A 21,365-nucleotide genomic window follows, 5' to 3' on the forward strand; every position below is an offset into this window, starting at 1 on the left:
TCACTCCGCGGCAATGGGCTCAATGAAACCGAAATCGCCCAAGGCCTGATCGCAGATGGACCGGATCGTGGCGGCGCCCAGAATGTCCATCACCGTAACCGGGATGGCCAGGCTGGTTTCAAGCTGCATCTGGATCTCGGCGGCCATCAGGCTGTCAATGCCCAGTTCGTTCAGCGCGCGGTCAACCGGCAGGTTATCGGCCTCGGCGTGCAACTCGCGGGCGATCACCACCTTGATCAGACCCGTCAGCGTATCCAGACGTTCGGCGGGGTTCAGTTCGGCCAGTTCCGCAATCAGCCTTTCGCGGACCTCGGAACTGCCGCCCTGACTGACCGAGGCGTCGGCGGCAAGCAGCTTTGTAAAGCGCGGCGAGGCCGCCCCGATGGTTTCATAGCGCGCCCAGTCAGCCCAGCTTGACAGCAGCATGATGCCAACCTGGGTCAGGTCGCGTTCCATCGCCGCATGCATCAGCCGCAGGGCCTCGTGAACATCCAACGCCCGGATTCCCATGTATTTCAGGAATTGCTCGGTCGCCTCGTCCTGGGTCAGCATTCCTGCGCCGCCGATGGCACCCCAGTTGATGCTGGTGCCGCATTTGCCTTGCTTGCGGCGCGCCCAGGCCAGACCGTCCAGAAAACCGTTGGCAGCAGAATAGGACACCTGCCGCTTGTTGCCGACCATATTCGCAACCGAGGAATAAAGGACGAACCAGTCCAGTTCCAGATGCGCGGTCGCCCGGTCAAGCGCATGGGCGCTTTGCGCCTTGGAGCGCATCACCTGCCGGTAAGATGCCAGATCCAGCGTGGCCAGATCCTCGTCCTCGATCACCGCCGCCGTGTGGAACACACCTTTCAGCGGCGCACTGCCCTTGCCGATCTCGTCTATCAGCCCGGCAACCCGCTGGCTGTCAGACAGGTCGATGCAGGGGGTCGCGACGCGGATACCCATGGCCTCCAGCTCGGCGACGAAGGCGCGTTTGTCATCGGTATTCGCACCCGAACGGCTGGCCAGCACAAGATGCCGCGCACCGTGATCGGCCAGCCAGCGCGCGGTCTCTTGACCGAAACCGCCCAGACCCCCGGTGACAAGATAGGTGGCCGCGCTGGAAAATTCCGGCGCGCGGCTGACTGCGACAGGCACCGGAACGCGGTCCAGATCGAACAGGACGTCAATGCGCAGATCCGGCAGGACCACGTCAAGACGCCGCAGAACCAGATCGCTGAGGTTGATCGACAGGCTTTTGCTGCCGCTGTGCCCGCCCGTCAGGGTTCCGGCCACCCGCCTGAGGGCTGCCCGCAATTGCCGCCCGCGCCCGGTCACGACATCCAGGCTGGTGCGCACGATGTTCGATGCCTGTTCGGGCGCAAGAATCGGCGAGGCTGTCGTGGATGTGTCGATCAGGATGCCGCCGGGGATCAACGCCTCGTCGCCAAAGCGTCGCATCCAGTCGCCCATCGGGGCGATGATCGCGTCAAACCGCCCGGTCCGCGCCACCAGCGCGTCCAGGGCGGCGGTGGTCGCCGGTGCGTCATTCGCACCAAGCAGGTGAACGCTTACCCCGGCTTCGGTCAGCATCGCGGCGACAGCCACCGCAATCCCGTCACTGGCCAGCGTCAGCGCACTGTCGCCCGCGACAAGGCATGAACTGTCCGTCGCATAGGCCGCGATCACCTGCGCCGACAAGGCGTCCAGCGCCGTCTCGTAGCTGGTCCCGGCCGGCAGTTCCTCAAGGTGGAACGAACCGCGCGGGCCTTGCAGATGGCTGGCGAAATCGGCGGGAACATAGCCAAAGACCACCGCACCAACGGGCAGATCCGCAACCCCTGCCCCGACCGCCGCGACCTGGGCCACGACCTGCATGAAGGACTGGTCAAAGCTTGCGGAACCGGAACTTTCCAGCAGCGATGCAGGCAGCGACATGGCAAGTACGCGCAGCCGGATATCGCCCTGACCCGGAGAATCAAGCGCGACATGCGTCAGCTCGACCATGCCGGGCGCGGTGTCGCCGGATGCCGGGCGGACCATGACAGCATCGCCGTCGCTGGCCTTGCGTTCCTGCATCACCGGTTGCGACAAAACATCGCTTTCCGCAAATTCCGAATACAGGCGGCGTCTGCCGCGCAGGGCCACCTCGTCCTCGGCGGCATCGCTAAGCAGTTCCAGCCAAAGCGAGTCGATGATCCGGTCGCTGATCCGCGCCGGCAAATCCACCGAGGTGACGGCGCAGCCCTCCAACTCGTTATGCGCGACACGGACAAAGCCGTTGATGGCGCGCTGTGCGGGTTCAACGGCGGTATCGGACCTGTCGCAGGCATAGGCGCTGCGGGTCAGGACATAGATTCGGGGCCGCTCGGCCACGGGCTTGAGGGCAATGGCCTTGCCAAGGGCAATCATCGTGGCGATTGCCTGCTCGCCGGTCGGATCGTCGCTGTCAGCGGTTGCATCCAGACCACAGGCGATCAGCACGCCATCAACGGGGCCTGCAGCCTCGACCAGCCTTGCGATGTCCTCTTCGTTTCCGGGCCGGATCGTGGTGTCGCGCCCCTGATCGCGGAAATCGTCGCCAATGGTCGCGATACGCGGCACGACGGTGCCCTGTGCCTCGATGAAGGGCAGCACCCTGTCCGCGATCCCCTCGCGCTGGTCGCGCAGGATCAGCCACGACCCCACACGCTTGGGTTCCGACAGCGGCGCGGCAGGGGTCCAGACCTGTTCCAGAGCCAGCAGACGGACCGGATCGCCCCATCTGTCCAGCCTGACCGGCTTGTGTCCGGTGCTGGCCGTCGCCTCCATGCCGTGAACGGAACAGACAAGGGTGCCGTCGTCATCATACAGCGCCAGATCGCATTCGATATGTCTTGCGGTGCGGGACGTGACCCGGCCATGACACCACAGCCCCTGGGCGGGGGTCCGGGACAACAGGCGGATGGTCCTGAACCCGGTGGGCAGATACATGCCTTCATCGCCGTTCAGGATGCCGATCAGCATCTGGAACGCGCCGTCAAGCAGCGTCGGGTGCAGCGCATAGCGGTCCAGCCCCGCGACAAATTCGGGCCGCAGATCCAGCCGCGCCATGGCCTCGCGCCCGTTCGGATGCAGGCGCAGTTCGGTGACGGGCCGGAAGGCTGGCCCATAAGCCAGGCCCGAGGCCGACAGGTCACGATAGAAATCCTCGATCCGCCGCGGCGCGTCAAAGCCGGAAAGCAGCGCGCCGATATCGCGGGTGCCCGCCGCGGCGCCCGTGGCCATGCCGATCCGCGCCGACATGTGAAGCTGATCCGCCCCGATCGATCCCGGCTCGGCTGAACGGATTTGCGCCATCCCGGTTTCCGGATCGAACAGCGTCGTATATTCGACGGCGCGTCCGGGTTGCATGACCAGCGGCGCCTTGATCCGAGCGTCGCGGATTTCGGCCATCGCGCCATCGGGCAGGGTTTGCCGGCCAAGCTCGAACAGCGTTTCCAGATAGCCCGCAGCGGGCATGACTGAAGCCCCGCCAACGACATGCTGCGCCAGATAGGCCACGGCATCGTGGTTCAGGTCGCTATACCACATCTGATCGGCCGACAGCCCCCTGATACCCAGCAGCGGCTGCGCCGTTGACGAGACCCGCCCGGTCTGGCCGATGTCGGATTCCAGCCAAAGCCTTTCCCTCTGCCAAGGATAGTTCGGCAGGCTGACGAAACGGCCCCGTGGGATCAGCCGCGACCAGCCGATACGGGCACCGTTCGCGAAAACCTGCGCTACGGCCCGATTGACGCGCCGAACCTCGTCATGCTGATCAAGGCGCAATGTCTCGGTCAGGCGGATGTCCTTGCCGACCGAGCGCGCCGTTTCGCGCAGGGCCGATCGCAGGACGGGATGAGGGCCGATTTCGATGAAATTCGTCTGCCCTTCCTGCATCAGCGCAGTGACCGCCGCCATGAACGCGACCGGCTGGCGGACATTCTGCACCCAGTAATCCGCGTCAAAGGCAATACCCGTCACCTCTTGCCCGGTCACGGTCGAAAAAAGTCGTTGCGCAGGCAGCGAGGGCTGAAGGCCGGCAAGGTTTTCGCGGATCTCACCCAAAATCGGATCCATCAGGTGACTGTGATAGGGCACCTCGACCTGAAGCACGCGGTTAAAGACATTGTCCCCGGTCAGCGCGGCGGCCAACCGCCTGATCGCATCCGAATCGCCGGCAACGGTCAGCGTGGCGGGCGCATTCACCGCAGCGACGCACAGATCGGTGCCGAATTCCTGCAAATAGGGTGCCAGCGCGGCCTCGCCCAGACCCACAGCCAGCATGCTGCCGGTTCCGGCGGTCCGGGCCTGTGCCTGACTGCGGTGAAAGCTGACGGTCAGCGCGTCCTTCAGCGACAGCACGCCCGAGGCCCAGGCCGAGGCAACCTCGCCCACGCTGTGCCCGACAATCGCGCCGGGCGACACGCCTGCCGCCTGCAAAAGCCGCGTCAGCCCAAGCTGAACCATGAAATTGCCGGGCTGCGCAAAGGCAGTGCGCGCAATCTGCGATGCGGCCTGATCCTTCTGCAATTCGGCAAGGATCGAAAAACCCGAGATGTCGCGGAAAATCGCGTCCGCCTCGTCCAGGGCATCGCGGAAAACCGCATTTTCGCGGTAGAGGCTTTGCCCCATCCCCCACCATTGCGGACCCATTCCGGTATAGACGAAAACCGGCGCGTCACTTGCGGCGAAATCCGCCTCGCCAGTAACCAGGCCGTCATGGTCGCCCCCTGCCTCCAGCGCCGAAAGCGCCGCGGCCAGTTCGTCCCGCGTCGCGCCGATGGCAACGGCGCGATGGCTCAGATGCGCGCGCCGCTGCGAGGCCGAATAGGTCAGGTCGTCAGGATCGGGCGCATCCGGCTGCGTCATCAAGCGTACGTAACGCGCGGCCAGTTCCGACCGTGCGGTAGCCGATCGCCCCGAGATGGGCAGCATATAGGGAAAATCCGGCCGTTCGGCGCTTTGGGTGTTGCCCGAAAGCTCGGGCACGCTTTCAAGGATCACATGCGCATTGGTGCCGCCATAGCCAAAGGAATTGACCGCCGCGCGCAACGCCTCGCCGGGCGTCCCAAGGGGAACCGCCTTAACCGGAAGGCGCAGCCCCAGATCGTCAAAGGGGATTTCGGGGTTCGGTTCGATCAGGTTCGCCAAAGGCGTCGCAAGCCGGTTTTGCAGCGTCAGAACCGCCTTGATCGCGCCCGCGACTCCTGCTGCGGCCTCGGTATGGCCGATATTGCTTTTGACCGATCCGATCACGACCCGCTTGTCCGCCGAGCGACCGGCACCAAAGACCGATCCGACCGACTGCGCCTCGGTCGGGTCGCCGATGGCGGTGCCCGTGCCGTGGCATTCGACGTAGTGCACCGATTGCGGTGCAATGTCGTATTCGCGGCACACATCTGCAATCAGCCGCCCCTGCGCCTCGCCCGAGGGCATCGAGATGCCCGGCGTCCGCCCGTCGGAATTGACCCCGGCCCCCAGCACCTTTGCCAGAATCAGGTCGCCATCAGCCACCGCCTTGTCATAATCCTTGAGGATGACGACCCCCGCCCCCTCGCCGCGCCCATAGCCATCGCCGCGCGCATCGAAAGACTTGCATTCACCGTCGCGCGACAGGAACTGGCCCTTGCACATCCCGACAGGATATTCGTGCCGGGTCATCACGTTGACGCCGCCGATCACCGCCATCTCGGCCTTGCCGCTGCGGATGTCCTGAAAACCATAGTTGAACGCCGTCAGCGAGGATGAACAGGCCGTGTCGATCGACAGGCTGGGTCCACGAAGGTCGAAGGCATGAGACACGCGGTTCGACAGCATGGTCATCATCATTCCGGCCGCCGTATTCTGGTTGATCAGCGCCCGGTTCGGCAGCGACATCATGGTGATCATGTGATCCAGCATGAACCCGCCGGTATAGACACCGATATTGCGCCCGGCATGTGCGGGCAGGTCCAGACCGGCGTTCTCGAACGCCTCCCAGACGACCTCAAGCATCAGCCTTTGCTGGGGATCCAGATTTTCGGCGACGCGCGGCGGCAGATCGAAAAAGGCTGCGTCGAAACTGCGGAAATCCTGTTTCAGGAAATTTCCGCGCCGGACATAACCCTTGCCAGGCATCGCGGGGTCGTCGGAATAGTATCTTTCGGCATCCCAGCGATCTTTCGGGACGGTATCCGCTGTATTCACCTTGTTCAGAAGAGCTTGCCAGAGTTCGGGGATACTATCCAGACCACCGGGAAGACGACATGCCAAGCCAACAACCGCGACAGAGTTCATTTGCTTGCCTCATCAAATATTTACTCGGAAAATATACACAGTTAACCCCCCATCGGTAGCTTTGCACTCATGGTTGTGTCAACTGGAAAAACTCAACTAAACCGTGCTGTTATGTGATCGTACGTGTGGTACCATGATAAAAAAACGCACCGTCTTTGCGGGTTTTTTTCAAGGCGCTGCGAGCATTTCACGCAATGCTTTGACACCGAAAGACCCGACCGGAAGAACCATGCCGTGTCGTTCGAATAAAAGCCATTCCGCCGGAAAAAGGCACCGATCCTTCCGGTCGCGACATCAGGGATTGCACGGGCCTGACAGAGGCGCGCGGGCCTGTCGGCATCAGGCCGGGACGACTTGTCACGATATGCCGCGTGATCAGCTTGCCGACGCGGTGCCGTGCAACGCCTGCGTGCGCTGCCGGACAGCGCGCGGGTTGTGGCCCTGGGCCGGGTCGAAGGAAAGACCCGCAATTTGGAAAAGGCCGCAGATGAGGGATCCGCAAAGGCGATACCACCAATATGCAGCGCGTGCAGAAGTTGCACGCCTTGTCGCCAGAGGCCGTTAGGTAAGCCTGGGTTGTTATTGAAAGCCTGTTCAAAATAGCTGCGGACTGACAATTCACATATCCCGGATATTTCCGGGAAGCATCGACCAAAATGCAATACACAGCGCTTGCGTTTTCAACAAGGATTGTACCGTCCTGCCGAAAACCGGCCGTCAGCCACCGCGACCGCCGGCAGATCTGCGCGCGAGGTATGGCCAATGGCCGATTCGGGTCGCGCCCGGTTGACGCAAGGATCACGGGCGCGGCGCAGGGCCAGCGATCACCAGACCGGCAGGCGTTGTATTTGTGGATAGGGGGTGCGGGACGGGCAAAGCCCGTCCCGTCGCTGCCGCCCGGCCGGGCGCGCGCTTTGCGCGCTGTAGGGCTGCGGATGGCGGGGCCGGTCCGGATGACCGCTTGCCCATCGCCTTCCCCCGCCTCGACAGTGGCGACCAATCCCTCTAGGTTCCCGAAAAAAGGAGCGCCCCATGTTCACCATCGCCACCTGGAACATCAATTCGGTCCGTCTGCGTGAGGGGCTGGTGGCGCGGCTGCTGGGCGAAGAAGCGCCGGATGTGCTGTGCTTGCAGGAATGCAAATCTCCGGTCGAGAAAATCCCCTTCGACAGGTTCCGCGAACTGGGCTATGGGCACATGGTCGCGCGCGGGCAAAAGGGCTATAACGGCGTTGCGATCCTGTCGCGGCTGCCGGTCGAGGATGCGGGTTCGCGCGATTGGGCGGGGCTAGGGCATGCGCGGCATGTCGCGGCCCGGCTGGAAAATGGCGTAGTCATCCACAACATGTATATCCCGGCGGGCGGCGATATTCCCGACCGCGACCAGAACGAGAAATTCGGGCAAAAGCTGGATTTCCTGACCGAAATGCGCGACGCCTTTCGCGCCGACCGCCCGCAGCGCGCGATCATGGTCGGCGATTTCAACATCGCCCCGCGCGAAGATGATGTCTGGTCGCACAAGCAGTTGCTGAAGGTGGTCAGCCACACGCCCATCGAGGTCGAACATCTTGCCGAAATGCAAGAGGCCGGGAACTGGATCGACATCACCCGCAAGGACATCCCCGAGGGGTTGCTGTATTCTTGGTGGAGCTATCGCGCCCGCGACTGGGACGCCGCCGACAAGGGCCGGCGGCTGGATCACATCTGGGCCAGCGCCGATATTGCAGGCGCGGGCCATGACAGCCGGATCCTGCGGGCCGCGCGCGGCTGGGAACAACCCAGCGATCATGCCCCGGTCTTTGCCCGGTTCGATCTGTAATCGGGGCATTTTCGCAAGCCGCCCCTTTCGTTCGCGGTGATCTTTGCCCATATTGCCGCCAACGACTTTGAACAGGACGGTGGCAACATGACGATGCTTTTCGAGGGGGCGCAGAATGCGCCGGTGCCGGGCGATATGATCAAGGACGTCACCGAGGCCGACTTCATGGCCGAGGTGGTCGAGAAATCGATGGACGTCCCGGTGATCGTGGATTTCTGGGCACCTTGGTGCGGGCCGTGCAAGACCCTGGGTCCGCAGCTTGAGGCCGAGGTGGCGCGTCACAAGGGCCGGGTGCGGATGGCCAAGGTCAATGTGGACGAAAACCAGGCGATCGCCGGGCAATTGCGGGTTCAGTCGATCCCGACGGTCTATGCGTTCTTTCAGGGCCGCCCGGTCGATGCCTTTCAGGGCGCGCTGCCGCAAAGCCAGATCAAGCAGTTCGTGGACAAGCTGGCCGCACTTGGCGGCGACGATGGCGGGCTGGCCGAAGCGCTGGCCGCAGCCGAGGCGATGCTGGACGAGGGCGCAGCCGCCGATGCAGCGGAAACCTTTGCCGCCATCGCCGAGGAGGAACCGGAAAACGCCGAAGCCTGGGGCGGCCTGATCCGCGCGCAAACGGCTGCGGGCGATGTGGCGGCCGCCGAGGCCGCGCTGGTGCAGGTACCCGCCGCCATCGCCGGATCGGCCCCGGTCGAGGCCGCGCGCGCGCAGTTGCAACTGGCGCAGCAGGCCGCGAATGCCGGGCCGTTGGGCGAATTGCAGGCGCGGGTTGATGCTGATCCCGCCGATCAGCAGGCGCGGCTGGATCTGGCGCGGGCGCTGCATGCCGCCGGGCGGGTCGAGGATGCCATCGACATGCTGCTGGACAGTTTCCGCCGCGACCGCGACTGGAACGAGGGCGCGGCCAAAGCGCAGCTTCTGACCATCTTTGACAGCCTTAAGCCGACCGATCCGGTCGCGCAAAAGGGCCGGCGGCGTCTGTCATCGCTGATCTTCGCGTGATGCGCCTGCCGTTCGACCTGCCCGCGCGGATCGCGCTGTTCCCGTTATCGGGGGCGGTGCTGATGCCGCGCGCGCGGCTGCCCCTGCACATCTTTGAACCGCGCTATCTGCAATTGCTGGACGATACGCTGAAAACCGATCACCGCCTGATCGGGATGATCCAGCCCGAGGGCGAAGGGCTGGCCTCGATCGGATGCGCAGGCCGGATCCGCGCGTTTTCGGAAAACGATGACGGGCGAATGATGATCGCGCTTGAGGCCGTGTCGCGCTTTCGCCTGTCCGAGGTCGAGGACGGCTTTCTGCCCTATCTTCAGGCCCGCATCGACTGGTCCGAATTCAAGCGCGACCGCAGCGGACCCGAAAGCGATGACGGGCTGAACCGCGACACGCTGCTGGCCAGGCTGGATCGCTATATGACCAGCAACGACCTGTCCACCGACTGGGCCGCCATCCGCGATGCCGGGGACGAGGCACTAGTCAATGCGTTGTCGATGATGCTGCCCTTTTCCGACACTGAAAAGCAGGCCCTGCTAGAGGCCCCCACACTGACCCAGCGGCGCGAATTGCTGGACGGGCTGATCGAATTTGCGCTGCATAACAGCGAAAACCACGAGGACAGGCTGCAATGACTGAAGGCGACACCCCGGCCTATGACCGCCACATGCTTGAGGCGCTGGTCTGCCCGGTCACGCACACAACGCTGCGCTTTGACGCGGCGCGGCAGGAACTGATTTCGGCCGCCGCCGGACTGGCCTTTCCGATTCGCGCCGGGATTCCGATCATGCTGATCGACGAGGCGCGGCAGATCAAGGCGGATTGAGGCCACCCGGTGCAGGGGCCGATTGTCATTGCATCATGCAGCAGATAGGTCAACCCCATGACATCGAACCGTAACGCTCCGTCGCTGCCACGCTGGATCATTGTCCTGATCGTGCTGTGCTGCGCAATTCAGGCCGCTTTGACGCTTGCTGACCTGCTGGGATACGGCATCCCGATGCGGATGGAAAGGTCCACGGGACTGCCTTGGCGGATGAGCTTTTACGTCTCGCTACCCATCGAGCAGGTGGTGTTTCAGTTGCTGGGCTTCTGGTCGGGGCTGCTGCATGGCGGGCAGGCGATCTTTCCCGGCCAGCCCGCAGCGATGTTCCTGTCCTATGGGCTGCTGCATGCCGGGCTGGCGCATATCACGATGAATATGCTGTCGCTGGCCGCCGTCGCCCGCGAACTGGGGCGCTTTGTCACTGCCCGGCAGATGGCGCTGATCTATCTGATCAGCCAGATTGCTGCCGCTGCCCTGTTCGCATTGATGTCGCCGCAGGGCGGGCCGATGGTGGGCGCGTCAGGCGCGATCTTCGGGCTGGCGGGGGCGCTGATCGGACAGGCGGTCATCTGGCGGCGCTGGCGCGGCCTGTCCATGCGCCCGGTCTGGCGCGGCGTGCTGATCATCGGCGGGCTGAACCTGGCAATGACACTGCTGATGCCCTCTATCGCATGGGAGGCGCATCTTGGCGGCGCCATCGCCGGTTTTGCCATGGGCATCGCCCTGCCCCTGCGGCGCGACCGCGAGATGGACGAGGACTGAAGGGCCCAACCAGAGGCGGCAGGACTGGTCTGATGCCGTTACAGCGCGCCGCCGGGATCGCGGAAGGCGATTCCGGCGGCTGGTTTTCGGCAAGGTCAGGTGGTGGGCTGTGCCTCGCGTTTGCCCCAGTTCATCGCGACGGTCACGACGATTGCCAGCAGCCCTGCCGCAGCCGAGCCGGAGGGGACGGGAACCGGCGACAGGAATACCGCAAGACCAACCAGAACGCCGGTCAGCGCGTTGCGGCGCGTGGCATTGTTGATGAACATGACCAAAACCGCGCCGTAAAGCGCCGGCAGGGTATAGCCCTTGACCGCGTCGACGACCGGATCCGGCAGGATCTCGATCAACGCGCCGCCGACCAGCACCAGCAGGATCACGAAGCCAAGGTTCACCAGAACCGAAACCGCAATCCCGATCACGGCGGCGACTTCGGCCTTGCGCGATCCCTGATCGGCCTCGATGGCGCTTTGGCAGGCAATCACGACCGGCATTCGCATATTGCCTATATTGCCGGACAGAAAGCTCATATATGTGCCGCAGACACCAAGGACCGGGAAATACGAGATCGGTTCCACCACCCAGACGACTCCGACGAAGGCGACGACGGCCAGAAAACCGGTCAGGATCGGGCCGATTCCGGGAAAACCGCCCAGGCCGAAGGACAGGTAAAGGGCCGGAACAAGGCACATCACGATGGCGATCATCAGGGTCACGCGTCCGATGCGATGGGCGCGGGGGATAAAGGTCGATTTATAGAAAATGTCGATATTCTGGTCAGACATGATCGATACTCCTGTGATGTGACGTCAGGCCAGTGTCCGACCAAGCAGATAACCAACAGAGATGCCCGCGATCAGCGCAAAGCCGACTGCCCATTCGCGCAGCCAGGGGCGGTGATGACCCGCGCGGTGCAGGATCACCATCAACCCGGCGCTGACCAGAATGGCGGCAAGATCGTCGATCCTGACCGAGATATTGCTAAGCCATTGCTTGTTGATCGCCCGCTGCGCGCCGAGGATGAAGAAAATCGCGATGGGGGTTGCGGTTCCCACGGCCTTGATCAGGGCGGGATTGCTGACGCTCAGCTTGTCCTGCGTGCGATCAAGGGTTCTGGTCAGCAGCAGCGTCGTCACCAGCCAGCCCATACCGCCAAGCGTCATCACCCAGACCGAGGTGGTAAAGGCCTGCAGGTCATAGCTTTCGGTGCCCAGTTCGGCGCCCACGGCCTTGGCACCCAGATCGGCGGCGACAAATTCGAAGATAGCCGAGCCGATAACGCCAATCCGCATCAGCGTGACCGGCCCGCCCACCATCGCGATCAGCGAGACCGCCACGAAAAAGATCGCGACAGCCGGGCCGATCGAGTTGATGACGGCAGTTTTGTAAACGACGCGCCGGTCCTCGGGGGTGAGAATCTGGAACTGGTTCGAGAAATTCAGCGTCATGCGCAAATACAGCAACGCCTGCACGACAACGATACTGACGATCAGGGTGGCCAGCAGCCACAAGGCCGGGCCATTCGCGATCTGCAATACTTGGTCCATAGTGTTTCCCTGTTGGTTTTCACCCGGTTGCGGGCATTGTGGTCAGGCCAATTCGGTCTGGACAAGCCGACAGAAATAGCTGGCGGCGGTCGGAATGATCTGGTCGTTGAAATCATAGGCCGGATTATGCGGCATCGCGCCGGGGCCTGCGCCGACCATCACATAGCTGCTGGGGGCCTTTTCCGTCATGAAGGCGAAATCCTCGCTGCCGGTGAAGGGGGCAACGTCGTCATGCACCTTGTCGGCCCCGACCGTTTCGGCGGCAACGGACAGCGCGACCTCGGTTGCGGCACTGTCATTCACCAGCGGCACGAAATTTTCATCGAATTCGATGGTGGCGGTGGCGTCATAGGTGGCGGCGACGCCCTTGACCACCTCGGTCAGGCGATCACGCAGCAGGGTTCCGACCGATTTGTCAAAATAGCGCAAGCAACCCTTGATCGCGGCCTTGTCGGGGATGACGTTATAGCTGTTGCTGCCGGCATAAACGTCGGTAAAGGACACGATCCCCGCATCCAGCGGGTTCAGGTTGCGCCCCACGATGCTTTGCGCCGTGATCACGATGTTCGAACTGATCTGCGCGGCGTCTATCGTCGTTTGCGGCATGGCTGCGTGACCGCCCCTGCCCTGGATTTTGATGTCGAAAAAGGCGCAGCCGGCCATCATCCGTCCGGCGCGGGTATAGATATGCCCCAGCTCCATCCCCGGAAAATTGTGATAGGCGTAAAGCCGGTCACAGGGGAAACGGTCCAGAAGCCCGTCCTTGATCATGGCCAGCGCGCCGCCCAGACCTTCCTCGGCGGGCTGAAAGATGAAATAGACCGTGCCCGCAAAATCGCGGTTCCGCGCCAGATGCCACGCGGTCGCCAGCAGGGTCGCGGTGTGCCCGTCATGGCCGCAGGCATGCATCACCCCCGGTATTTTCGAGGAATAGGGCTTGCCGGTTTCCTCGGCGATGGGCAGGGCGTCCATATCGGCGCGCAGGCCGATGGCGCGGTTTGACGGACGGTTGCCGCGCAACACGCCAACCACACCGGTCTTTCCGATGCCGGTATGAACCTCGTCCAGCCCAAATTCCTTCAGCTTGGTTTCGACCAGATCGGCGGCAAAACTTTCCTGAAAGCCGATACCGGGATTTTCGTGCATTGCCTGCCGCCAGCCGGAAAACTCGTCATGCTGCGCGACGATGTCCCTGATCATGCCCATTCCGATCTCCTCGAATCACCCTAAGTTAATTGCATGTATCAATCTTTGCATAATAAGATGATTGCACCAAAGAATAATTTGTTTTTTGATTGCGTAAGGCGCGGCAATGGCGCTGATATGCTGCGCGATGTGCTGATTTGCGGGGCCGAATGAACAGGGAATGGTCAAAAGGGTTTCGGCAGGGGAATGCCGTTTACCAATTGAATATGCTGGCGAATGCCACGGTCGATTCGGTCGAGGAGCGGTTTGTCGATATCGTCGGGCTGGATATTCGAACGATCCGTGTCTTGCGTCTGATCGGCAATAATCCCGGCATCACCTTTGCCGAGATCGCCAAACTGGGCGCGCTGGAACGCAGCCTGACATCGCGGCTGATTCAGACATTGGTGCGCAACGGGCTGGTCGAACGCCGCAATGACGAAAACGACGCCCGGCGCTTTGGGCTTTATATCACCAGCCTTGGCCAGCAGAAACGAAACGCCGCCGATGTCCTTTCGGAACTGGGGCTGGAAATGCTGTTCCTCAAGCTGGAACCGGACGAGGTTGCTGCCTTTATCCGCACGATGGAAAAGCTTGCCGACTGGATCGACAGCGACGAATTCGAACGCCAGATCCGGCAGTCATTCGCCAATGTCGCACGCAAGCTGAAATAGCACCGCCGCCAGCCTGCGGTCGAATTGTCAAATTGGTTCCGGCAGGGCACAGCGATTTTCCACAGCGTCCGGGCGGAATTGGGTTTTATGCCCGGCTTTGATATGTCATAAATTTTACAACTTAACCAAGAGGCAGGCGGATGCCCTTAGTCCTTGTTCTTGCCGATGACCTGACCGGCGCGCTGGATTCTGCTGTGGCTTTCGCGTCGCCCGGATGGCGGGTACTGGTGGCGCGCAGCCCCTCGGCGGTCCCTGCGGCGCTGGCTGCGGCCCCTGACGTTCTGGCGGTCAACACCGGCAGCCGCGAAGTGGCGGCCGGTGCGGCCAGCGCGCAGGTCAAGGCGGCGCTGGCGCATCTGTCGCCGGACGATTTTCAGGTGGTGATGAAAAAGGTCGATTCGCGACTCAAGGGACATCCGGGTGCCGAGACCGCCGAACTGGCCATCTGGATGGGCGCGGCCCGCTGTGTCGCCGCCCCGGCAATCCCCGATATGGGGCGGGTGGTCAGCGGCGGCCTTCTGATCGGGCCGGATGTGCCGCGTCCTGTTGATATCGCTTCGTGTTTCACCCAACCCGTCGAATGCCCCGACAGTCTGGACCAGTCCGACCTGGATGCCCTTGTCGCCGCTGGGGACGGCCCGGTCCTGTGGGTCGGGGCGCGGGGGCTGGCCATGGCGTTGGCACGGCGGCAGGGGATTGGCGCGACGCCCGCACCCGGATTGAACGCACCGGTCCTGATCGCCAATGGCTCGCGCGATCCGATCACACAGGCACAGATTGCTGCGCTTGCGGGGGTGGTGCCTGTAGCACAGGCCCCCGATGGCCATGTGCCCGAGGGCGTCACGGGGCCTGTGGCGGTGATCTCGATTACAGATGGCGGCGGCGGGCTGGACGGGGCCGGGGCCGGGCGCAGCTTTGCGCAGGGAACTGCGGCGGCGGCGCTGCGGATACAGCCGCGCGGCCTGCTGATCTGCGGCGGGGAAACGGCGCAGGCGGTGCTGGACCAGTTGCGGGTCGATCATTTACAAGTTATCGCCGAGTTTCGTCCGGGTTTGCCCATGTGTATCATCGGCACATCATGGGGGCAGGTCCGGCTGGTCACGAAATCCGGCGGATTTGGCGCACCATCGCTGCTGCGGGATATCCTGCTGTCGTCAGACGGCGCGTCATGACAACCCGAGGGAGGCAAGGGTGAACAAAGCGACCGAGGCCAGGGCAGATACCCCTCAGGCACGCACCCGTGCGCCCTTGTCCGACAAGGTCTATGCCGCCCTGCACAGCCGGATCATGCGCGGCGATTTCGGCGCAAACGAGAAGCTGCCCCCCGAAAAGGATCTGTCGGTCAAGTTCGGCGTGTCGCGCCCGGTTCTGCGGGTGGCACTGGAACAGCTTCGCGAAGAGGGGCTGATCTATTCCCGACAGGGGGCCGGCAATTTCGTGCGGGTCAAGCGCGAGGCGGCGCTTGGGTACACGCCGGTCGAAACCATCGCCGACATCCAGCGCTGCTATGAATTCCGCCTGACGGTTGAAACTGCCGCCGCGCGGCTGGCGGCAGAACGCCATAACGAGGCTGCGCTACAGGACATCCGGGACGCCCTGCATCTGCTGAAGGACGCCACCGGATCGCATCTGCACCGCGAAGATGCCGATTTCGCCTTTCATCAGGGCATCGCCAAGGCATCGAACAACCAGTATTACGCCGAAACGCTTGGTGCGCTGCGTGATCACATCCATGTCGGGATGAAACTGCATGGCGAAAGCCTGATGTCGGATGGCGCTGCGGCGCTGCGCGCCGTTCTGGCCGAGCATCAGGCCATATACGAGGCGATCCGCGACCGCGACGCCGCCCGCGCGCAAGAGGTGATGCGCAGCCACATCACCAATTCGCGCCAGCGTCTGTTCGGTGGCGGGACGCTGGATCTGTCGCTGTAGCTGCGATCAGAAAGCCGCGCGATAGATGGTCAGGACGTCGCCTGCGGTCATGTCGCGCGGATTGTTGTCCATCAGCCTGCGGATCGCATGGGCCTCGGCCGCCCAGCTTTCCAGCGCAACGGCGTCGGCCCCATGCGCTGACAGCCGCATCTCGACCCCAAGCCCGGCGCAAAAGCCATGCGCAGCCGCCAGCAACGTCTGCGGATCTCGGACATTTTGCAGGCCGAGGGCGGCGACGATTTCGGCGGTCTTCTCGGGGCGGACCGGCTGGTTGAACGCCAGGACATGCGGAAAAATGATCGCATTGGCCAGCCCGTGCGGCAGCGACAGCCGCGTTCCCAGAGGATAGGCCAGCGCGTGCCCCGCCGCCGTATTGACCGGCCCGAGGCACAGCCCGCCGTAATACGAGGCCAGCATCATCCCGGCCCGCGCCTCGGTATCCGCGCCGTTTTCGACCGCGCGGCGCAGGTATTTTCCGACCAGCGCGATACCCATCCGCGCATAGCCGTCAATCAGGTCATGGGCGCGGATATTGGTGAATGCCTCGACACAATGGGCCATCGCGTCGATCCCCGTCGCCGCCGTCACGGCGGGCGGGACGGAATAGGTCAACACCGGATCCAGAATGGCGATATCGGCCAGAAGATACGGGCTTTCGACGGCTGCCTTGACCTTGGTCTGCGGATCGGTCAGCAGCGCACGAATCCCGGCCTCGGACCCGGTTCCGGCAGTGGTCGCGACCTGCGCCAGCCGGGTACGCCGCCCCGCCACGCGGTTCGGCCCGACCACCTGATCAAGCGTCTGATCACCATCCCACAACGCCGCCACCAGCTTGGCCACATCCAGAACCGAGCCACCGCCAAGCCCGACCACAAGATCGGGCCGGTGATCGCGCGCGACGGCCAGAACCGCGTCAAAGGCGGGGATGTCGGGTTCGGGCGGCACGTCGTCCACCACGCGGACCCGCCCGGACAGCCCCAGCCTTTCTACATAGGCACGGGTCGGCCCGCTGGCGATGACAAGCGGCCGTTCCGCGCCATCGGCCCATGCGCCAAGCATGCGCGCGGCATCGGGGCCGATTTCCAGCCGCGGGGGCTGATACAGGGTGATGGGACGATCCATTCCACTCATGGCGCGGTTCCTTTGTGGTTGTTTCCGGGACTCAGCGGACCGGATCGGCAATGGCACCGGCTTCAAGCCGCACATGGCGAATTGCGCGCCGGTGCAGCGTATAGGCAATGTCCAGACCGCCATCGGGGCGAGGCAGGATAACGGGGTAGGACAGTTCCTTGTTCCTGCCATCAAGCGAGTTGTTCGATACGCATGTTCCGGCGCTGTTCTCGATCACATGGCGGACCGGAAAGGTCTTGCCGCCGTCATCCGACAGGCACAGCGACAGCGGCGCGCGTTCTACGCCCCAGACCGGCAAACAGCCCTGCCGCGCCTCGGGGCGATCATCCGTTTCATCCAGTTCATCCAGTTCGTCATAAAGCGAGGCCCGGCGCGACAAGGATTCCGCCGCCGATACCGGATTGCAGACCAGCGCGATCCGCCCGTCCGGCAACGCGGCAACGCCGATCGAGCTGTTATTGTTCGGCAGGTCGGTCGGTTCGGGCGCGCTCCATGTACGGCCGCCATCGACGCTTTCGGAACGGTGAACAAAGTCGGCCTGACGGCGGCGATATAATGCGGCCAGGCGACCATCGGGCAGGTTGACGGGGCTCATATGGACGGAACCGGCGGAATCCGCGATGTCACTGACGGACCAGGTTTTTCCCTGATCCGCCGATAATGCCGTCGCGGCGGTATCGAAGGCACCGGTCCAGCGGATGCCGGGGCGGGCATTGCAGCGAAACAGCGGCAAAAGCCATGCACCGTCATCGCGGATCAGCGGCGCGGCGCGGATGAATGTGCCCGATGGCAAACCGGTATCGCGGGCGGCCTTCGCAACCAGCCGGTCGCCCTGTCGCATCACCTGACGCATCTGGACGCGGGCCTGATCCTGATTGCCAGCGGGCTGCGCGGTGTTGAACAGCCACATCCGCGCGTCGGGCGCGACGAACAGCACCGGATTCTGTTCCGAACGGTCGGGATCGTCGGTCAGCCGCGCCGCCGGCGCCCATTGCCCCGCGCCCTCATCCAGAAGCGCCGCAAAGATCGAGATGTCGGACTTGCCCTCAAGCGTGCCGCCGAACCACAGGCAGGCCAGCGCGCCATCGGGCAGACGTGCCAGAAAGGCGGCATGGTTCTGAATCGTCGGGGCGGGCAAAAGGGCCTCGGCCCCGCCAGGCCGGGCCAGCAGAAAGCCCGTCATCCGCTGCGCGATTTCTGTCGGCTCCATGGTGCAATTCCTCTGCTTCGTTGGCATTCAGGAAACAAGTCACCCATGAATTTGTCAAGTTGATATGTTCATACGCCAAAATTACCGGTCCCGCGCAGAAAAAAATGCTTGTATTAACATATTTTTGCGCAGTTTTCTCGTGCTTATTCCAAGCAAACAGCGAATGATGTTTGACTTTCGTTATCAACTTTACCACTATCGACTCATGCTGTCGGGCAAGCTCGGCCGACATATGCGATTGCAGTCCGATCCAGGGAGGAACAGATGGATCACAAGATATTTCTTGCCGGTTTTCTTCTGGCCGCTGCGGCCCTTGGCCCCGCCTCTGCACAGGACAGCAGCGACGTGACCATCGTTCTTGGCGAAGAGGTCGATCTTGTCGAACCTTGCATGTCCACGCGGTCCAATATCGGGCGGGTGGTGTTGCAGAACATATCCGAGACGCTGACCGAACTGGACGTGCGCGGCGACAGCGGGCTGATGCCCCGCCTTGCCGAAAGCTGGGAAATGACCGGCGACACCACCTGGCGCTTTCATCTGCGGCAGGGGGTGAAATTCTCGGACGGGACGGATTTCGATGCCGAGGATGTGCGGCACAGCTTTGAACGGGCGCGCAGCGATCAGATCACCTGCGAGATTTCGCGCTATTACGAAGGGATCGAGATCACGCCAACCGTCGTGGACGCCACCACCATCGACTTTACCACCCAGCCCGCACAGCCGATCCTGCCGCTGCTGCTGTCGCTGTTGACCATCGTTCCATCCGAAACGCCGGTCGAATTTACCCGCAATCCGGTTGGAACCGGTCCCTATGCCTTGGCCGAATGGAACCCCGGCCAGAATATCCGGCTGGTGCGACGTGACGATTACTGGGGCGACGCGCCTCAGGTCACCGGGGCGAATTACCTGTTCCGCAGCGATGCGGCGGTGCGTGCGGCGATGGTGGCAACGGGCGAGGCGGACATATCGCCCTCGATTTCGGCGGTGGATGCCACCGATCCCGCGATGGATTTTGCCTATCCCAATTCGGAAACCACCTATCTGCGCATCGACCACAAGGTTCCTCCGCTGGATGACAAGCGGGTGCGCGAGGCGCTGAACCTTGCGCTGGACCGCGAGGCGTTCATCGGTTCCATCCTTGCCGAGGGCACGCAGATCGCCACCGCGATCGTGCCGCCAACGACCCTGGGCTGGAACCCGGATGTCAAGGCCTGGCCCTATGATCCGGACAGGGCCGCCGAATTGCTGGCGGCTGCCAAGGCCGACGGTGTTCCCGTCGAGGCCGAGATTTCGCTGATCGGTCGGACCGGCAATTTCCCCGGCGCGACCGAACTTTACGAGGCGGTGCAAAGCATGCTTTCCGAGGTCGGTTTCAACGTAAAGCTGCAAATGGTCGAGGTCGCCGAACACGAGCAGTATTATTCCAGGCCCTTTGTCCAGGACCGGCCGATCCTTGTCGGCGCGCAGCATGACAATTCGCGCGGCGATCCGGTTTTTTCAATGTATTTCAAATACGATTCCCAGGGGCGCCAGTCCGGGATCAGCGATACCCATGCCGATGAGCTGATCGCGCAGGCCACCGCCGCCACCGGGGACGAACGCCGCGCCCTGTGGTCAGAGCTGTTCGCCTATCTGCATGACGACGTGGTCGCGGATGTCCTGCTGTTCCACATGGTCGGGCATGCGCGGGTGAACCCACGGATCGACTTTGCCCCGACCATCGCGACGAACAGTTCCCTGCAACTGTCCGAAATCGGCTTCAGGTAAGCCGACACCCCCGTGATGCGCGGCCCTGCCGCGCATCTGCCCGCCATCCCGCCCAAGAGGTGCCCGATGTCGTCCATGCTGGGAAAACGTGCCGTTTCAAGCTTTGTGTCGCTGCTGGTGCTGGTGGTCATGGTGTTTTTTCTGTCGCGCCTGACGGGCGATCCGGCGGCGCTGTATCTGCCCGTCGATGCGTCTGACGAGATGCGGCAGAATTTCCGCGAGATCCACGGCCTGAACGAACCCCTGCCGGTGCAGTTCGCGACCTATATCGGCGATCTGCTGCGGCTGGATTTCGGCGAAAGCATCCGCAAGGCGCGGCCTGCCATCGACGTGGTGCTGGAAAGCTTTGTCTGGACGCTGCAACTGGCGCTGATCACGATGACGCTTGTGACCGGGGCGGCCATCGTCCTTGGGTCGCTGGCCGCCTTTCACGTCGGTTCGCTTGCCGACCGGGTGACGTCGCTGATTTCGCTGATCGGCGCGTCCGCCCCGGATTTCTGGGTCGCCATCGTCGGGATTGTGGTCTTTTCGGTGACACTTGGCTGGTTGCCGACCTCGGGGACCGGCTCGGTCTGGCACTGGATCCTGCCGGTGGCGGTGCTTTTCGTGCGGCCCTTCGGGCTGATCCTGCAAGTGGTGCGCGGGTCGATGATCTCGGCGCTTGGATCGGCCTATGTCAAGACGGCGCGGGCCAAGGGGGTCCGCAACCGCCCGATCATATTCGTCCATACGCTGCGCAACGCGATGCTGCCGGTCATCACAGTGATCGGCGATCAGGCCGCCGCACTGCTGAACGGTGCCGTCGTGGTCGAGACGATCTTTGGCTTTCCCGGCGTCGGAAAACTGATGATCGATTCCATCCTGCAACGGGATTTCAACGTCATCCTTGCGGCGATCATGGTGACGGCGCTGGCGATCTTTCTGATGAACCTGCTGATCGACCTCGCCTATGCGCTGCTTGATCCGCGCATCCGCACCTGAGGGGGCATCATGACCGACACAAGCTCGAATACCGCTGTCGCGACAAACCACATACCGGGCCGGTTCCGCCATGTGCTGATGATGCTTTGGGCAGACAAGTTCGCCTTTGCCGCTGCGCTGTTTCTGTTGCTGGTCGTGATCTGCGCGATCCTTGGCCCCGCCCTGCTGGAGGATGTCGCCGGCAAGCAGAACCTGAGGGCGCGCAACGCCCCGCCCTTCCTGGCCGACCGTGGCTTTCTGTACATCCTGGGGGG

16 protein-coding genes and 1 pseudogene are annotated in these 21,365 nt (G+C 63.1%); 11 read left to right on the forward strand and 6 right to left on the reverse strand.

The features are described 5' to 3' along the window. Positions 1-6,282, reverse strand: coding sequence for an SDR family NAD(P)-dependent oxidoreductase (locus ACK5L9_RS04170; RefSeq protein ID WP_416910190.1), 6,282 nt, complete (start codon positions 6,280-6,282; stop codon positions 1-3). A 1,032-nt stretch (positions 6,283-7,314) separates the two neighbouring features. Between ACK5L9_RS04170 and ACK5L9_RS04175 the strand changes: the two genes are divergently transcribed. The 5 genes from ACK5L9_RS04175 (at position 7,315) to ACK5L9_RS04195 (ending at position 10,684) form a co-directional block, all read left to right on the forward strand. Beyond that, positions 7,315-8,100 carry an exodeoxyribonuclease III gene (locus ACK5L9_RS04175; protein ID WP_416910191.1) on the forward strand — a complete coding sequence of 262 codons (786 nt, stop codon included), beginning with the start codon at positions 7,315-7,317 and terminating at the stop codon, positions 8,098-8,100. Between the two features lie 93 nt (positions 8,101-8,193). Then, positions 8,194-9,102 (forward strand): thioredoxin, encoded by a 909-nt coding sequence (gene trxA / locus ACK5L9_RS04180; protein ID WP_416910205.1) that lies wholly within the window; start codon positions 8,194-8,196, stop codon positions 9,100-9,102. Beyond that, entirely contained in the window at positions 9,102-9,731 is a 630-nt protein-coding gene (locus tag ACK5L9_RS04185; RefSeq protein WP_416910206.1) for an LON peptidase substrate-binding domain-containing protein, read from the forward strand. The genes trxA and ACK5L9_RS04185 overlap by 1 nt, the downstream gene beginning before the upstream one ends. Beyond that, entirely contained in the window at positions 9,728-9,922 is a 195-nt protein-coding gene (locus tag ACK5L9_RS04190; protein WP_416910192.1) for a Trm112 family protein, read from the forward strand. Before ACK5L9_RS04185 ends, ACK5L9_RS04190 begins: the two co-directional genes overlap by 4 nt. Before the next feature lie 57 nt (positions 9,923-9,979). Then, a complete protein-coding gene (locus ACK5L9_RS04195; RefSeq protein ID WP_416910193.1) occupies positions 9,980-10,684 on the forward strand; it encodes a rhomboid family intramembrane serine protease in 705 nt (234 codons plus the stop codon). Between the two features lie 95 nt (positions 10,685-10,779). On the opposite strand, the gene ACK5L9_RS04200 is transcribed toward ACK5L9_RS04195, so the two are convergent. Genes ACK5L9_RS04200 through ACK5L9_RS04210 form a run of 3 tightly spaced genes read right to left on the reverse strand, consistent with a single transcriptional unit; the run spans position 10,780 to position 13,437 of the window. Beyond that, the gene (locus tag ACK5L9_RS04200) at positions 10,780-11,469 is read right to left on the reverse strand and encodes a hypothetical protein (RefSeq protein WP_416910194.1); all 690 of its coding nucleotides are present in this window, start codon (positions 11,467-11,469) and stop codon (positions 10,780-10,782) included. A 24-nt stretch (positions 11,470-11,493) separates the two neighbouring features. Next, positions 11,494-12,231 (reverse strand): DUF5058 family protein, encoded by a 738-nt coding sequence (locus ACK5L9_RS04205; protein WP_416910195.1) that lies wholly within the window; start codon positions 12,229-12,231, stop codon positions 11,494-11,496. Positions 12,232-12,273: 42 nt separating this feature from the next. After that, entirely contained in the window at positions 12,274-13,437 is a 1,164-nt protein-coding gene (locus ACK5L9_RS04210) for a M20 aminoacylase family protein (protein ID WP_416910196.1), read from the reverse strand. 206 nt (positions 13,438-13,643) lie between these two features. Here ACK5L9_RS04210 and ACK5L9_RS04215 point away from each other — a divergent pair, with 206 nt between their 5' ends. From ACK5L9_RS04215 to ACK5L9_RS04225, 3 genes are all read left to right on the forward strand, one after another. Next, entirely contained in the window at positions 13,644-14,090 is a 447-nt protein-coding gene (locus ACK5L9_RS04215) for a MarR family winged helix-turn-helix transcriptional regulator (protein ID WP_416910197.1), read from the forward strand. Between the two features lie 140 nt (positions 14,091-14,230). Further along, positions 14,231-15,262: a four-carbon acid sugar kinase family protein gene (locus tag ACK5L9_RS04220; RefSeq protein ID WP_416910198.1), complete on the forward strand. Its 1,032-nt coding sequence runs from the start codon at positions 14,231-14,233 to the stop codon at positions 15,260-15,262. 19 nt (positions 15,263-15,281) lie between these two features. Further along, entirely contained in the window at positions 15,282-16,022 is a 741-nt protein-coding gene (locus ACK5L9_RS04225) for a FadR/GntR family transcriptional regulator (protein ID WP_416910199.1), read from the forward strand. A 6-nt stretch (positions 16,023-16,028) separates the two neighbouring features. Here ACK5L9_RS04225 and ACK5L9_RS04230 read toward each other — a convergent pair whose 3' ends face one another. Beyond that, on the reverse strand, positions 16,029-17,153 hold the full coding sequence (locus tag ACK5L9_RS04230) for an iron-containing alcohol dehydrogenase (protein WP_416910200.1): 1,125 nt from the start codon (positions 17,151-17,153) through the stop codon (positions 16,029-16,031). 31 nt (positions 17,154-17,184) lie between these two features. Continuing rightward, positions 17,185-18,363, reverse strand: coding sequence for a sialidase family protein (locus ACK5L9_RS04235; protein WP_416910201.1), 1,179 nt, complete (start codon positions 18,361-18,363; stop codon positions 17,185-17,187). A 264-nt stretch (positions 18,364-18,627) separates the two neighbouring features. On the opposite strand from ACK5L9_RS04235, the gene ACK5L9_RS04240 reads away from it, so the two are divergent. The 3 genes and pseudogenes from ACK5L9_RS04240 to ACK5L9_RS04250 all read left to right on the forward strand — a co-directional run. Then, entirely contained in the window at positions 18,628-20,130 is a 1,503-nt protein-coding gene (locus ACK5L9_RS04240) for an ABC transporter substrate-binding protein (RefSeq protein ID WP_416910202.1), read from the forward strand. 66 nt (positions 20,131-20,196) lie between these two features. After that, a complete protein-coding gene (locus ACK5L9_RS04245) occupies positions 20,197-21,111 on the forward strand; it encodes an ABC transporter permease (protein ID WP_416910203.1) in 915 nt (304 codons plus the stop codon). Positions 21,112-21,120: 9 nt separating this feature from the next. Next, positions 21,121-21,365 (forward strand): annotated as a pseudogene (locus tag ACK5L9_RS04250) (ABC transporter permease); the annotation flags it as partial.

The organism is Paracoccus sp. (in: a-proteobacteria) (genome assembly GCF_047973135.1).
Taxonomy (GTDB): domain Bacteria; phylum Pseudomonadota; class Alphaproteobacteria; order Rhodobacterales; family Rhodobacteraceae; genus Paracoccus.